Origin of the sequence: Hoyosella altamirensis (genome assembly GCF_014191505.1) — a bacterium.
In the GTDB taxonomy this organism is placed as follows: domain Bacteria; phylum Actinomycetota; class Actinomycetes; order Mycobacteriales; family Mycobacteriaceae; genus Hoyosella; species Hoyosella altamirensis.
Genome location: NZ_JACHWS010000002.1, coordinates 376,933 through 391,202 on the forward strand (window position 1 = coordinate 376,933; position 14,270 = coordinate 391,202).

The window sequence follows — 14,270 nt, forward strand, 5'->3', positions numbered from 1 at the left end:
TCATGCCCCCCTTGGAGGAACGATCTGGATGTACACCGCGGTGAGGATGAAGTTTGCGAAGAACAGGAGGAGGAATGTGATAACCACACCCTCGTTCACCGCATCGCCTACACCCTTCGGACCGCCCTTCGGATGGAGACCCTTATAGGCCGCGACCACACCCGCGATGACACCGAAGATCATGCCCTTGATCTCACCGATCCACAGGTCGGGAAGTTGCGCCAGCGCCGAGAAGGCCGCCACGTAAGTACCTGGCGTGCCGTCTTGGAGCATGACGTTGAAGACGTATCCGCCGGCCACACCGATAACTGCGACCAGGCCGTTGAGCAGGGCTGCGATGAGAATCATCGCGAGCACGCGAGGAACGACGAGGCGCTGGACCGGGTTGATCCCGAGGACCTCCATCGCGTCGATTTCCTCGCGGATGGTGCGCGAACCGAGGTCCGCTGTCACTGCGGATCCCGCGGCGCCAGCGACAAGTAGCGCGGTAACCATGGGGCTGATCTGCTGCACCACGGCGAGCGAGCTGGCAGAACCGGTGAAGCCCTCGGCACCTAGCTGCCGGATAATCGCACCCGTCATCATGGACACAACTGCGCCGAACGGGATCGCGACGAGTGCCGTGGGCAGGATCGTCACGCTGGCGATAAACCAAGCCTGCTGGATGAACTCTCGCGTCTGGAACGGCTTCCTGAAAGTGTTCCGGACGACGTCTACTAGCAGCTGAAGGATGAGACCCGCCTGGGCGAGCATCCCTTCAGCTGCTTGGCCAACCTTGTTGTTTCGCAGCGCACCAGCCGAGATAGCCATCAGTTGCTTCCTGCCTGCGTTGCTTCGTATTCGCGGAGTTCTTCAAGGATCGCGCGGCGGGCAGGCTCGGGCAGATCGTCCATCAGATGCCGGACCCGTTCCCGGCGGCGCAACTCACCCTGACGCACCGGCATCCCCGGCGTCGGACGGATCTGCGGAATCACACCACGCACATCCTCATCCGGGGACCCATCACTATGACCAGCCTCCGCCATCGCCGCCTCAGCCGCCATCGTCGCCTCGTCCTTCTCCTCCGACATCCCGATCGGACCCAGACGACGACCATTCAGGAACTGCCCCACCACCGGCTCATCACTAGTCAGCAGCACCTCACGCGGACCAAACATCACCAGATGCTTCCTAAACAGCATCCCCAAGTTATCCGGCACCGTCCGCGCCATATTGATGTTGTGCGTCACGATCAGCACCGTGCAGTCAATCTGCGAATTGATATCCAGAATCAGCTGCGACAAATACGCCGTCCGCACCGGATCCAAACCCGAATCCGGCTCATCACACAACAAAATCTCCGGATTCAGCACCAACGACCGCGCCAGCCCCGCACGCTTACGCATCCCACCCGAAATCTCACCCGGAAGCTTGTTCTCCGCACCCAGCAGACCCACAAGCTCCATCTTCTCCATCACGATCTGACGGACCTCAGACTCCGACTTCTTCGTATGCTCCCGCAACGGAAACGCCACATTGTCATACAAATCCATCGACCCGAACAGCGCACCATCCTGAAACAGCACACCGAACATCTTCCGCACCTCATACAGCTCCCGCTGCGTGCACTGCAAAATATCCGTGCCATCAATCACGATCGATCCCCGCTCCGGGCGGATCAAACCAATCAGCGACTTCAAAAACACCGACTTACCCGTACCCGACGGGCCCAGCAGCGCACTCACCTCCCCAACAGGAAGCGTGAACGTGACATCAGACCAGATGTTCTGCGAACCAAAGGTCTTCGTCAGACCCTCGACAGCGACCTCGACTCCCACGGAACCTCCCAGCTAGGCCCACATCCATACACAGTGTGGGTTGCGTCACTTTAACCCACCAATGGGACGCGTATGACCCCGAACGTTACTTCAGGTTCGAATTCCGCTTTACACCGCCCCTCCCCTTGTGGGCTGCGGATTCGATAGACGACGAGTTACCCCAGGGGTCGTGTCGGGTAACCCATTGGCGCACAATAACTTTCACTCTTGACGAACACGTATCTTCCAGACAAATCCCGCGTGTACATACATTTGACACGGGATGGTTCACGCTTTGCGAGAGGTCGCTTCGCCCGCGCTCTCACAGGTAAATCTCAGCGATACCTCAGGTTCTGTTCGTTACATCGGCTGCACGTCGGATAGCAGCCAGCGATCTTCATCTCGCTCCAGCGAGACCACGAGGCGGCTGGCTTCGATCCCGCCTTCTGGCCTCAGGACGTTGGTCACTTCCTGGTTGAGAAAAACCAGAACCGTCGCCTGGTTCTGATCGACCGACTGCGCGGCAGCATGGATCGCGCTGCCCCGCGAAACGCCGCGGCTTTCCGTAACAGCGTCCCGCAACTCATTTGCGACGGTCTCATACTCCGCAGCGAATTCGGGGGTAGATACCGAAATTACGTCCGAAAAGCTCTGCTCGAGGTCGGTGTAGGTGTAGCTGCCCATGAGTTCGGCATAGGTTGAAGCGTCGCTGACAGCTTGAATCCGCAGGGTCTCTGCCTGTGCAAGTGCCCGCTCGCCACGCGAAGTGTCCCAATATAAGTAGCCCAGAACGCCGCAAAGTGCAATCAAGCCTGCGAAAGCAAGCACCAGAAGGGGTTTAGCCCTGCCGCGCGGTCCCGGCTTCTCCTCCTGAGCCTGGCCGGTTGGCGGCGACCCCACTGGCCCCGTTCCCGACTCGTCGACCGATGACACCTCGACTGTCTCCTGTTCGTCGTGCAACTCGAATGTTCGCGTGTCCGGCGTCACCGGGCGCCACCTGCACCCGGCAGTCCTGCATCACGAGCAGCCGCGTCTGCCGCGCCGAGAGCGGCGCGGGTGGCAGGGGCCAGGATCAGCGGATCGCTGACAATGGGTGGACCGGTCTGAATTCCTGGTGACGTGTACTTCACCAGCCCGAGCCCGTCTGGCCGAGGGGCCGTCACCGCACCGCGTTGCGCGAGACCGTTTCCGGGCGGACAGAATACGCCGCGGTTTGGTTCGCGCGGGCTTTGGTCACCGACAACGCGCCTCGGTGTGTCGTAGTAGCACACCGGCCCTTGCGTCACGACAAGGTGGAAGTCAGCGATGCTTCCCCGGCTGATGCCCGCCGCAGCGTCAAGACCTCGGGGGAAATCGTCGACGAGCGCCCGAAGGGCAGCGTCACGGTTACCGAGGATGGGCGCGATATCGGCGAGGCCAGCCATCATGCTTTCCGCGTTGTCTTGATTGCTGACGAGAATGTCGGAAATCCGCCTCATCCCTCCCGGACCGGTATCGATCAGGCTCTCCAAATCGGGTGTGCTCTCGACCAACTGGCGCGTCCACGTGCGAAACGTGGTGAATGACGACGGTAGCGCGTCAGACGCATCCGCTATCAGCGCCATCGTTGCGGGCCCTTCGAGCCCTAACCATTCGACCGTCTCTGAATGCTTGTCGAATACATCCGCCAGAAGGCCTACGTTGTCGATGATGTCGCCAATATCCTCGCCGCGGCCCGTGAACGTATCTCCCAGCGTTGTGAGGAGTGCGCTGACAGAATCAACATCCACGGTTTCAATCACATCATTGAGCGCGACCAGGACTTCTCGGAAGTCCGCGCGCTGCAGAGCGGGATCAGCAACGAGCACTGCGCCGTCTTCCAGGTAAACGCCAGGCTGTGCATCCTCCCCGGGACGCAACTCGAGGTTGACGAGACCTGCAACATTCAACGTGGTGGACACAGGTGTTACGGAGTTGGAGACCTGTACGCCGGGGTCCAGCTGGAAGTCGACTTGGATCGGCATCTCGACAGGCCCTTGATCGGTGTCGACTGAACGTGTTTCCGACGGCGGGACCGGCCGTATTTCCCGGATCTCGCCGACGACGACGCCCTGATATGTCACCACAGTTCCAGGCCCGAGACCGCGCCCATTATCGAAGTACGCCGTCCCAGAAACCGGCCGTTCCCCAAGGCCAATTGTGGAAAGACTCAGAAACTGAGCTCCCAGCGCGTACCGGGTACCGGCAGGAATGATGAATAGGGCCAGAGCGATAAAAAGGGCCAACTGAACCTTCGTGCTGCGCCTCATCGGGTGCCCCCTGTTTGTGCGACGCGTTCACCGATCAGCAGATATGAAAGCGCATCTGGAATGTTCAGAGTCCCGTCGAAGGCTAGATAATCACCACGCTGGGCATTCGCAACCCCGCTCAGGAAGTCCGTCATGGGAAGCAGTACGCTGCGAATCTCGACACTCCGCAGGGCCTCGAGCAAATCAGCGAGTTCCGCTGGCAGTGCAAGTAAGTCGTCCTCAGACGCCGTCATAATCACGTCGAGCTCACCGGACAGCCCGCCGACACTTGCCATGAGGTCTGCGATTTGCGGCCACTGATCGTTCAGCTGATCAAACACAGGATTCGCGGCGTCGAGCCCACGCTCGAACGCATCTCGCTGCGCCGCCAACTGTTCAGACGCCCCAGCTGCCGCGGTGAGGGCGCGATCGATATTGCCAGACTGAGCGCTCAGCAACTGTGCAGTGCTACGCAGCGAAGTGACGAGCCTGTTGATTTCCTCGCCGCGATCGCCAACTGCGAGTTCCATTTCGTTGGCAATGACTTCGAGACTGCCCACTCCGCCTTCGCTGAGTACCAGAGAGAGGCTTGCGAGAGCATTCTCGAGGTCGGGACCTCTGAAGGTCTGTTCCTCGGTAATCCGGTCGCCCGGCTGAAACATCTCAGATGAAGGCTCATCAGGCAGCCGAACACGCAAATACGGGTTACCGAGGGTGTTTGGCAATTCAACGGTGATTGTCGCGTCCCGCGGAAGTTCAGCGTCGCTGTCCAGACTTACGGTCGCTACCGCGATTCGACGGCCATCTGGAGCCACGTCGGTCCGCAGGTCTGCGACTCGGCCGAGTAGCCGCTGACCTAGGCGCACCTCACTACCGACCATGACCAGGTCTGCAGTTTCCAGCTCGACCTCAATCGGGTAGGTAGCTCGGCCTTCCACCAGATCGAAGGAAATGTTCTGCATTCCCATAGAGCATCCCGTCCCGGCAATCGCGATCGGAATGGCGATGAGCGCGGAGAGGACCCCGTTCTTTATGAGCCTCATCAGCGTCCTCCCCTCACTGAGTTCTGCAGGATCGCACCGAGACCAAACGGGTCAGACGCGCTCGGCGGGATGGATATCGGATTCGTCAGCCCCGCTCCTGTGCAGAGTGCCGCGCCAAGGTCTCCGCACAGCGGTGCGAGACCCGGGAGTTGCTGGAGGTCTGTGGAGATGTTGAGGCGGATTCGCATGTGGTTATCGATGATTGCGCGATCGACGTTCTGCCCGATAAGTGGCAACACGTCGAGGATTTCCGCGAGGTCAGACGGACTGTTGGCGAGCGTATTGGCGAGCACGTCAGTCGAGGCGATGATGTCGCTCAACTCGCCTCCGCGTTCGGTCACCACCCTGTCCGCCTCATCGAACATCACCCGGATCCGGCTGATCATCGACCCAAGATCGATGTCTTGACGGCCGGCCTCTGCCGCCAGCGCGGTGAGCGATGTCGTGAACTCACGGATCTCAGCATCACGCGAGGAGATCATCCTCGCGATGTTGCCGAAGACTTCGAGGAGCTCGTCGATCTCGTCCGCGTTGTCTCCGAGCACTCTCGTCGCTCCCGCGAATTGCTCGATGGCGCGGTTGGCTTCCGGGCCAATCCCTTCGAAAGCCTGCCCCATCCTCTCGACCGTTTCCCGAACGCCACCCAGTTCCTCTTGGTCACTGAGGCGTTCCGCAAGATCCTTGGCAGAGGTCAGAAGCATGTCGTAGTCGATGGGCACGTCGGTTCGCTCGAGCGGGATGACACCCCCGTCTGGGAATTCACCAACCCGTTCACCCCTCGGTGGCAGCACGATCTCGACGTATCGGTCCGCCACCAAGGTTCGGTTCGTAATGAATGCACCAATATTTTCCGGGAGGTCCACGTCCGGATTGACCTTCATCGTGACTAGCACACCACGCTCCGTGGGTTCGAGCTCAGCGATGTTACCCACATCGACACCGAGTAGCCGCACTTCGTTGTCGACATAAAGACCCGTCGCGACCTGGAACTCGGCCACAATTGTCTTGCTCGCGTCCCTGAGGAACACCACCCAGACTGTCACCGCAACCAGCACGACTATCAGCACGATCGCGATGATCCTGCCGATTTTCCCACTTACGCTCGCTGTATCGGTCATTTACCGGCACCCCTCCATCACGCCGAGCAAGCAGAGCATGTTGTCCGGGAAGACGGCAGCTGGAGCGTTGACGTCGAGCCAGGGTCCGTTGCCGCTGGCATCAGCAACATGGCGGAACGCGGGGGCAACCTCGGCGAGATTTCGCTCGATCAGATCTGATTCGGCCGAGAGCATCGCGGTAACGTCCTGCAGACCCACCATCAGGCGGTCCCATTCACCGGATTCTGAATCAAGCAGTTCAGTCATCCGTACGGAAACTGTCTCGAGGTCCCGTATGAGCCCGCTAATCAACTGCGCTCGCACACCGAGCGTGCCGAAGACGATCGCACCCTGGTCGAAGAGTCGCTCCAGTGTGTCTTGCTGAGCATCGACAATTTCGGCGAGCTCTCGCCCAGTTTCGAGCAGTCGCTGGATCTGGTCGCCGTTGTCATTGATGATCGCGGCAGCGTCCGCGAGTGCGGTCACCGCTTCGTCAGCGAGCGCCCGGTTCGGAATTGAGTCGTATGCGAGGTCAGTGAGGTACGCAATCTGCTCGTAGTCGATGGCCTCCCGGTCCGGCTCGTCGGTACGCGTCACGTCGTATGCGGCGCGGGCGATCTCGTCGAAGTGGAAGGGGACCGCAGCGCGCTCCAGTGGAATGACACCCCCCTCGAGGGATCCCATGCCCTGCGGACGTATGTCCAGGTAGTAGGCGCCAAGGATGGTCCGTAGCTTGACTTCCGCCTCGGTCTGGTCGCCGAGTTCTTGTGATCGGTCTACGCGGAAGCCCGCGACAACCTCATCCCCCTCAATCTGGACGCTCTCAACTCGACCAGCGGGGAGACCCGCCACGTAGACGGGGTCACCGGCTGACAGCCCGCCCGCCGAGGGCAAGACAACGCTGTATCCCGCGGTCCGCAAGTGGTAAACAGCCGTGGGAAACACGGCCGCAAATGCGAGCACCGCGACGACTATCACCGTGGCAACCGCGCCGATTAGCCCAGGTCGAGTCACATATACCTTGGAGATGCCTGAACCAACGAGTTGCTGGTTGAGATCTCTAATCCAGCGGATCATCGGCACACCTCCGAATGTGTTCCCCCGATGAGGTTGAACAGGTCTGCCTCGAAGTCATCGACCTGGACGCTCAGGGTGCAGATATAAAGCGTGAGCCAGGACCCGTAGTCCCCGTAGTGGTTGACAGCTTCGCCAGTCCGCAGCAGCGATTCCAGCAGTCCTCTGTACTCTTCAGTGTTTTGGCTCCACTCCTCACTCACATCGATCCCCGCAGCGACTGAGCGGCGCAGATCAGGCATCGTGGTGTCGAGCAGCGTGGCGAACTTATCCATTGTTGATCCGCCCTGGTCGAGGAGCGCGATGATGTCGTCGTTGCGCGACGCCAGGTTTTCCGTGAGCGCAGTGAGTCCTTCGATTGCGGCTTCGACATCGTCCCGCCGCTCGATTACAACGTCGAAAGCGTCGGGAAGAGTATTGGCTATCCGTTCGATTTCGGCTTGGCGGGCGAGCATCACATTCGCCACGTCGAGCATCCCGATCAGCATGGCTTCGAATACATCCGTATTGCCTTCAAGCGCTCCGATCAGCGATGCCGACATTTGGTTGAGTCTCGGGGGATCCAGCAGCCGGAAGACGGGGCGGAAGCCGTTGAACAGCTCCGTTACGTCCGTCGGTGGTTTACCCAGAGTCGTGAGTCTGTCGCCTCGTTCAAGGGCTGCAGCCCCGCCTGGGTCGATCAGCCCCAGGTAGCGAACGCCGAGCATGTCAGCGAACTTGACTTCCGCCCGGGCATTCTCGGTGAGCTCGACGTCGCGTTCGATCGCGAAACTCACCACCGCACGAACTGAGCCGTCGGACTGGCGTTCCCAGCCAGTGTCGCCGACCTTACCCACGCGCACACCCGCCAAAGTGACGTCGTCTCCACGCTTGAGGCTCGTCGCGTCGTCGAACTCCGCCGTATAGGTGGCCGAGCGTCCATCGACCGGAGGACTCAGTGTCTGCCACACGCTCACCGAGGTGAACAAAACGAGCACAAGAAAGACAACGAGGCCCGCCAGTGCACCTTTACTCAGCTTCATGAAACCTCCACCGCCGTCCCGCGGACGATCGGCCCGAGCAGCATTGCAGTGGCTGCACTGGGCCGGTCAGAAACACTGGGCCGGTCAGATCCGGGCTGCCCGGCGGCAGGCGCCGCCGCACCGCGGAGGCCACGCATAAGTTCCCTTTCGAGGACAGCAAGCGGATCCGCCTGCATTTCCGTCATTACTCCGTCAGCGGGCGCCCCCGCGGGAAACAGGCCCCGCAGGCCAGGGACCAGGTCTTCCGGTGAAAGTTCAGTCACCGTGCGCGCTTCAGCGGGACCGCATGTCGGCGACGAAAGACCGGGGTACTGCGGACAGTCAGCGGCCGAATAGGGAAGCGGATTCTCGAACGTCGCGAGTGCCTGAATGTTGAGTCTGCCCGTTCGAAATACGGGTCCCAATGCCGTCCCGGCGTTCCGCAAGCCTCTTAGTGTGCCGTCAATTCCCTGGCCTGTGTTGAGCGCGGTAACTGCGACCGTTCCCCCGTCCAAGAAGACGACGGTGTCGTTGGCAATCGCTCCGAAGAAGTTCTCGGCGTCGCGGCCGAAGGCTGCGCCTGCGATGAGTACCTCGCGGATCCCCTCACTACGGCGAGTCAGGAGATCTGCAAGATCCGTCGAGTTTTCCATCGTCGCAACAATGTCGGGCAGCGAGACGTCGATATTTTCGAGCGTTCTTCGCAGATCTGGGATGACCTCGCCCTCGATGAGCGGCGAGAGGGACTCGAGGAGATCCGCGCCCTGGCCGATGAGAAGTCCCAGATCTTCGCCCCGGCCTTCGACACCGATCCGCAGTTCCCGCAGACCTTCGAGCGAGCCCTCGATATTCAGGTCATACACCGCACGCATGACCTTCTCGTAGACGTCGTAAAGTTCGCGCGCCTCGGGTCCGGTGTCCAGGATCAGCGTGTCCCCCGCAGTGAGGTTCACTGTCGACCGATCGGTGAGTTCCACGCCGTACGGCGCGACAAGGTGAACCTCGTTGTCGCCGAAGACCGTCCTCGGAACGATCCTGGCTAGCGCGTCATTCGGTATTTCTTCGAGCACTCCCGGCGCGACCTGCATCTCTAACCGAGAAATCTCGCGGCCTGCCTCATCGATCACCCCGACCTGAATGTTGCTGACCCGCCCCACGATGACACCCTCGTAGCGCACCGCATTGTCCGAGCCCAGGAGCAAGCCGGATTCGCGTGGCCTTTCCTCACCTGCCACCTCAACTGCGGCTGGCACGTCCACATAGACCTTTGGTGACCGGTCCAGCGCACCCGCGCCGCGGGCAATCAACAGTGCGGAGATCACGAAGAGCAAGACAGCGATGATGACACCGCGAATTGATTTGATCATTCGAGTCCCATCCCTGGAATCGTCGGCGTCAGACCGTATAGACCAAAGATCAAGACCATGGCTGCAATGGCTACGGTGAGGATCGTTGTCCTGACGGCCGTGCCTGCCGCACGACCCACGCCCTCCGGCCCGCCCGACGCGTTATATCCATATGAGCAAGCGATGACAGCGATGATGACGGAGAAGATCACCGTCATCAGGATCGAATAGCCGAAGGCCTGAGGCGTTATCGATTGCCGGAAGTAATAGTCATAGGTGCCGGATGATTCCCCGAGCATCCCTACCACGACAAATCGGGAAGCGAGATACGCGCCGAGCAGTCCTACCATGTAGACGGGGGTGATCACGATAAGCATCGCGATCAGCCGTACCGTCGCCAGGAAGGTCACCGAAGGGACGCCGAGGGTGTCGAGCGCATCGATTTCTTCCGAGATTCGCATAGAACCCAGCTGAGCCGTGAAACCTGTCCCCACTTTTGCCGCGATCGCCAACGCAGCGATCAACGGTGCAAGGGCTTGGGTGTTCGCAATCGAAGCTGCGAGACCCGAGAGTGCCGTGAAGCCGAGCAGGCCTAGCGCACGGTGGATCTCGATCGACACCATGACTGCAGCGACGATGGCCATACCCGCGACGACACCGATCGTGCCCCCGCCAGAAAGCAGCGAGGCTTTTCCGAAGCTGATGTTGCCAACCTCGCGAAGCACGTGGGTTCGGTATCGCGTGACCGCCATGGGAATGCCCGCAAACATTTTCACACCGAACATGACGTGACCATCAAGCGCCCCAAAGCTGCTCTTCAGCCTCCCAGCAGTCCCTGACGTGACATCCTTCAGCCTCTGCGTGGCTGTCTGCGACAAGATCATATGTAATCTCCGACTGCTGGCACGACCACGATGTACATCTGGGTCAGAACGACGTTGATCACGAAGACAGCGATGAACATCATGACGACGGCGTCGTTAACCGAGTTCGCCACTCCGGCCGATCCACCACGGGTCTGTGTTCCCTTATATGCAGCGACAATTGAGCACGCAACACCGAAACAGAACGACTTAAATAGCGCCATCACAAAGTCGGACGTTCGCCCGTATGCCTGCAGTGTCAGCAAGAATCCGCCTTGCGATTCACCAACTCCCACGACTTGGTAGGTGTACGTGAAAAAGATTCCGGCGAACGACACGATCGTGCACATCGATAGGGCCACGAAGACCAGGGCAAAGACTCGCGGGACGACGACGCGCTCCACCACGTCAACGCTCATCACCTGCAACGCGTCGATTTCCTCGCGGATCGTGCGAGCGCCGAGGTCAGAACAGATAGCGGCGCCTCCCACACCCGCGGCGATCAGCGCCGTTACGAGCGCAGCTGCCTGCCCGATAATTACGAACGAGACGACCGCACCCGAATACTGCGCCGCGCCTACCCGGCCAGCCAGTCCGCCCATCATTACGGCAATAACCACGCCGATGGGAAGCATGAGCAGCAACGAGGGCCAGAAGCAGACCTTCACAAGAAAGGTTGTCTGGCTTACGAATTCGGCTAGCGGGAAACGCCGCTTGAGAATTGCCGCGAGGCCAGTCAGGAATGTCTGGGCCGCGAAAGTGACGAGCCCGCCTATCTCATTAATTGCATCGGGGATGAGCCCCTTTTTGTTCGATTCGACTTGAACAGTCAACGCCTTGCCTCATCTTCGAGTGTCTGGAGACGTCCAGTGAATTGCGGGCCCGTGAGTTACGGGCGCGACTACCCTGCCTGCGTTGCTTCGTATTCGCGGAGTTCTTCAAGGATCGCGCGGCGGGCAGGCTCGGGCAGATCGTCCATCAGATGCCGGACCCGTTCCCGGCGGCGCAACTCACCCTGACGCACCGGCATCCCCGGCGTCGGACGGATCTGCGGAATCACACCACGCACATCCTCATCCGGGGACCCATCACTATGACCAGCCTCCGCCATCGCCGCCTCAGCCGCCATCGTCGCCTCGTCCTTCTCCTCCGACATCCCGATCGGACCCAGACGACGACCATTCAGGAACTGCCCCACCACCGGCTCATCACTAGTCAGCAGCACCTCACGCGGACCAAACATCACCAGATGCTTCCTAAACAGCATCCCCAAGTTATCCGGCACCGTCCGCGCCATATTGATGTTGTGCGTCACGATCAGCACCGTGCAGTCAATCTGCGAATTGATATCCAGAATCAGCTGCGACAAATACGCCGTCCGCACCGGATCCAAACCCGAATCCGGCTCATCACACAACAAAATCTCCGGATTCAGCACCAGCGACCGCGCCAGACCCGCACGCTTACGCATCCCGCCCGAAATCTCACCCGGAAGCTTGTTCTCCGCCCCCAGCAGACCCACAAGCTCCATCTTCTCCATCACAATCTGACGGACCTCAGACTCCGACTTGCGCGTATGCTCCCGCAACGGAAACGCCACATTGTCATACAAATCCATCGACCCGAACAGCGCACCATCCTGAAACAGCACACCGAACATCTTCCGCACCTCATACAGCTCCCGCTGCGTGCACTGCAAAATATCAGTGCCATCAATCACGATCGAACCCCGCTCCGGGCGGATCAAACCAATCAGCGACTTCAGAAACACCGACTTACCCGTACCCGACGGGCCCAGCAGCGCACTCACCTCCCCAACCGGAAGCGTGAACGTGACATCAGACCAGATGTTCTGCGAACCAAAGGTCTTCGTCAGACCCTCGACAGCGACCTCGACACCCACTGAACCTCCCAGCTAGGCCCACACCGCTTCTTGATGTGGTCCGCGTCACTGTAACGTAACGGTCATGGTGCTGTTGCCAGGAATGCTACGAATGCGAGAAATTCCACAATTGAGAAAACGGCAACAGAATGTGATTTAAAAGAGATCCGTGTTGGTGTCGGTTTACACCTGCGACAGAACCCGATCCGACACTTTGGCGGTGCACCAGAAGGCGTACAGGATTGTGGCGCACAAACTCACACTGTTGGCGTGGACTGCGCGTCCTGCCTATAAAAGACAACCCGGACATCTTTTGTCAACCCCGGACGTCCACAACTCTTAGTCACGTGACGTTCCAGAAAGAGCGGGCACAACGCATCGTGGGGCCACCCAGCACACGAAATGCACTGGATGACCCCACGATGAGCAGTGCACTCGCTGATCATCGGACCTTCCGGCCCATGATCAGCGACAGCACGACCAAGTGATAGTCAGATTACTTGACGGAAACCTTCGCGCCAGCAGCCTCGAGCTTGTCCTTGGCAGCGTCAGCCTGGTCCTTGGCGACGTGCTCGAGGATGGCCTTCGGAGCGCTCTCGACGAGTTCCTTAGCTTCCTTCAGTCCGAGGCTCGGGATGATCTCACGGACAACCTTGATGACGCCGATCTTCTTTTCACCAGCAGCCTCGAGAACGACGTCGAACTCGTCCTTCTCTTCAACAGCCTCGGCTGCACCAGCGGCCGGTGCACCAGCGGCAGCAACAGCGACGGGAGCGGCAGCAGTAACCTCGAAGGTGTCTTCGAAGACCTTGACGAACTCCGAGAGCTCGAGAAGGGTCATTTCCTTGAAAGCGTCGATCAGCTCGTCGGTGGTGAGCTTCGCCATGGTGGCGGTCCTTCCTTACGTTGTTCCCAGCCACATCCCATGACATGACCGAGTGTGGGGTAATCGTGTGCGCGGTGAAGAACGCAGGGTGCGTTCAGCTTTCCGCTGGGGCGCTCTCTGAGCCTTCGGCACCCTTCTTTTCCTGCAGTGCAGCAGCCAGACGCGCAACCTGCGAAGCAGGTGCGTTGAACAGGCCCGCAGCCTTCGCCAAGTTGCCCTTCATCGCGCCAGCGAGCTTGGCCAACAAGACCTCACGGGACTCAAGGTCCGCGATCTTGTCAACTTCGTCCACCGACAGCGGACGGCCATCCATGTAGCCGCCCTTGATGACGAGGGCTTTGTTGTCCTTCGAGAACTTCTTGAGAGCCTTCGCGGCGTCAACGGGCTCACCCGTGATGAACGCAATCGCGGTCGGCCCCGAGAAAAGCTCGTCGAGTCCCTCAACTCCGGCATCGCGTGCCGCAATCTTCACGAGGGTGTTCTTGGCGACGGAGTACGAGGACCCCGCGCCGAGTGCCCGGCGCAGTTCGGTCAGGCCGGCAACACTGAGGCCACGGTATTCAGTAACGACGGTTGCGGTTGAGCTCTTGAACCGCTCGCTGATCTCCGCTACCGCGGCGACCTTTTCAGCCTTTGCCATGCTTCGCCTCCTCTCCTCACTCAGCCGAATTCGCTGACCAACCAGAGGGCTCACATGCATACAAGGCCTGCGCACAAGCCCTAGATACAGCAAAACCCCGGCGCAGAAAGCCGGGGCAAGTTGATATACGTACGTGGCGCATTAATGCGGCACATACCTTAGCCTCGTCCTCCTGCGTGGGCCGCCGGATTACTCCGGTCCTTCGCTCGCATACACAGGAGCGTATGCGATGACCAACGGTCTTCGGTGAACTTTACATTTGGGTAGATCCGCCCACGCGAGCGCGAGCAGACCAGACATAAGTCCGAAAGAAGGGTAGCGCGCCATGGCCAGAAACCCAAATCGGGTGGATTCCCGCGATCAGGCAGACTAGTG

The 14,270-nt window shown here is 60.0% G+C and carries 15 protein-coding genes; 1 reads left to right on the forward strand and 14 read right to left on the reverse strand.

Annotated elements, in window-relative coordinates; translation table 11 throughout:
- The 12 genes from FHU29_RS10435 to FHU29_RS10490 all read right to left on the reverse strand — a co-directional run bounded on the left by FHU29_RS10435 (window position 1) and on the right by FHU29_RS10490 (window position 12,390).
- Entirely contained in the window at window positions 1-810 is an 810-nt protein-coding gene (locus FHU29_RS10435; RefSeq protein WP_064441088.1) for an MlaE family ABC transporter permease, read from the reverse strand.
- The gene (locus FHU29_RS10440) at window positions 810-1,817 is read right to left on the reverse strand and encodes an ATP-binding cassette domain-containing protein (RefSeq protein ID WP_183377531.1); all 1,008 of its coding nucleotides are present in this window, start codon (window positions 1,815-1,817) and stop codon (window positions 810-812) included. The genes FHU29_RS10435 and FHU29_RS10440 overlap by 1 nt, the downstream gene beginning before the upstream one ends.
- A 339-nt stretch (window positions 1,818-2,156) precedes the next feature.
- Window positions 2,157-2,783 (reverse strand): hypothetical protein, encoded by a 627-nt coding sequence (locus FHU29_RS10445; protein ID WP_064442580.1) that lies wholly within the window; start codon window positions 2,781-2,783, stop codon window positions 2,157-2,159.
- Window positions 2,780-4,084, reverse strand: a complete 1,305-nt coding sequence (locus FHU29_RS10450; RefSeq protein ID WP_064442581.1) for an MlaD family protein — start codon at window positions 4,082-4,084, stop codon at window positions 2,780-2,782. The genes FHU29_RS10445 and FHU29_RS10450 overlap by 4 nt, the downstream gene beginning before the upstream one ends.
- Entirely contained in the window at window positions 4,081-5,106 is a 1,026-nt protein-coding gene (locus FHU29_RS10455) for an MCE family protein (protein WP_064442582.1), read from the reverse strand. The genes FHU29_RS10450 and FHU29_RS10455 overlap by 4 nt, the downstream gene beginning before the upstream one ends.
- The gene (locus FHU29_RS10460; RefSeq protein WP_064442583.1) at window positions 5,106-6,224 is read right to left on the reverse strand and encodes an MCE family protein; all 1,119 of its coding nucleotides are present in this window, start codon (window positions 6,222-6,224) and stop codon (window positions 5,106-5,108) included. Before FHU29_RS10460 ends, FHU29_RS10455 begins: the two co-directional genes overlap by 1 nt.
- Entirely contained in the window at window positions 6,225-7,280 is a 1,056-nt protein-coding gene (locus FHU29_RS10465; protein ID WP_064442584.1) for an MlaD family protein, read from the reverse strand. It lies immediately after the preceding gene.
- The gene (locus FHU29_RS10470) at window positions 7,277-8,299 is read right to left on the reverse strand and encodes an MlaD family protein (RefSeq protein ID WP_064442585.1); all 1,023 of its coding nucleotides are present in this window, start codon (window positions 8,297-8,299) and stop codon (window positions 7,277-7,279) included. Before FHU29_RS10470 ends, FHU29_RS10465 begins: the two co-directional genes overlap by 4 nt.
- Complete coding sequence (locus FHU29_RS10475) at window positions 8,296-9,645, reverse strand: MlaD family protein (RefSeq protein ID WP_064442586.1); 1,350 nt, start codon at window positions 9,643-9,645, stop codon at window positions 8,296-8,298. The genes FHU29_RS10470 and FHU29_RS10475 overlap by 4 nt, the downstream gene beginning before the upstream one ends.
- On the reverse strand, window positions 9,642-10,508 hold the full coding sequence (locus tag FHU29_RS10480; protein ID WP_083962604.1) for an ABC transporter permease: 867 nt from the start codon (window positions 10,506-10,508) through the stop codon (window positions 9,642-9,644). Before FHU29_RS10480 ends, FHU29_RS10475 begins: the two co-directional genes overlap by 4 nt.
- Window positions 10,505-11,320 (reverse strand): MlaE family ABC transporter permease, encoded by an 816-nt coding sequence (locus tag FHU29_RS10485; protein WP_013805219.1) that lies wholly within the window; start codon window positions 11,318-11,320, stop codon window positions 10,505-10,507. Before FHU29_RS10485 ends, FHU29_RS10480 begins: the two co-directional genes overlap by 4 nt.
- A 68-nt stretch (window positions 11,321-11,388) precedes the next feature.
- Entirely contained in the window at window positions 11,389-12,390 is a 1,002-nt protein-coding gene (locus FHU29_RS10490) for an ATP-binding cassette domain-containing protein (protein WP_183377532.1), read from the reverse strand.
- A gap of 326 nt (window positions 12,391-12,716) precedes the next feature.
- Between FHU29_RS10490 and FHU29_RS10495 the strand changes: the two genes are divergently transcribed.
- A complete protein-coding gene (locus tag FHU29_RS10495) occupies window positions 12,717-12,857 on the forward strand; it encodes a hypothetical protein (protein WP_157095389.1) in 141 nt (46 codons plus the stop codon).
- An 8-nt stretch (window positions 12,858-12,865) separates the two neighbouring features.
- On the opposite strand, the gene rplL is transcribed toward FHU29_RS10495, so the two are convergent.
- Together rplL and rplJ are read right to left on the reverse strand one after the other, a co-directional pair.
- Window positions 12,866-13,255 (reverse strand): 50S ribosomal protein L7/L12, encoded by a 390-nt coding sequence (rplL, locus tag FHU29_RS10500; RefSeq protein WP_013805216.1) that lies wholly within the window; start codon window positions 13,253-13,255, stop codon window positions 12,866-12,868.
- 94 nt (window positions 13,256-13,349) lie between these two features.
- The gene (gene rplJ / locus FHU29_RS10505; protein ID WP_064442321.1) at window positions 13,350-13,895 is read right to left on the reverse strand and encodes a 50S ribosomal protein L10; all 546 of its coding nucleotides are present in this window, start codon (window positions 13,893-13,895) and stop codon (window positions 13,350-13,352) included.
- Window positions 13,896-14,270: the final 375 nt, after the last annotated feature.

Coding starts and splice junctions, on each gene's coding strand:
- FHU29_RS10435 (WP_064441088.1), bottom strand. CDS start 810: ATGGCTATCTCGGCTGGTGCGCTGCGAAACAACAAGGTTGGCCAAGCA.
- FHU29_RS10450 (WP_064442581.1), bottom strand. CDS start 4,084: ATGAGGCGCAGCACGAAGGTTCAGTTGGCCCTTTTTATCGCTCTGGCC.
- FHU29_RS10455 (WP_064442582.1), bottom strand. CDS start 5,106: ATGAGGCTCATAAAGAACGGGGTCCTCTCCGCGCTCATCGCCATTCCG.
- FHU29_RS10460 (WP_064442583.1), bottom strand. CDS start 6,224: ATGACCGATACAGCGAGCGTAAGTGGGAAAATCGGCAGGATCATCGCG.
- FHU29_RS10465 (WP_064442584.1), bottom strand. CDS start 7,280: ATGATCCGCTGGATTAGAGATCTCAACCAGCAACTCGTTGGTTCAGGC.
- FHU29_RS10470 (WP_064442585.1), bottom strand. CDS start 8,299: ATGAAGCTGAGTAAAGGTGCACTGGCGGGCCTCGTTGTCTTTCTTGTG.
- FHU29_RS10475 (WP_064442586.1), bottom strand. CDS start 9,645: ATGATCAAATCAATTCGCGGTGTCATCATCGCTGTCTTGCTCTTCGTG.
- FHU29_RS10480 (WP_083962604.1), bottom strand. CDS start 10,508: ATGATCTTGTCGCAGACAGCCACGCAGAGGCTGAAGGATGTCACGTCA.
- rplL (WP_013805216.1), bottom strand. CDS start 13,255: ATGGCGAAGCTCACCACCGACGAGCTGATCGACGCTTTCAAGGAAATG.
- rplJ (WP_064442321.1), bottom strand. CDS start 13,895: ATGGCAAAGGCTGAAAAGGTCGCCGCGGTAGCGGAGATCAGCGAGCGG.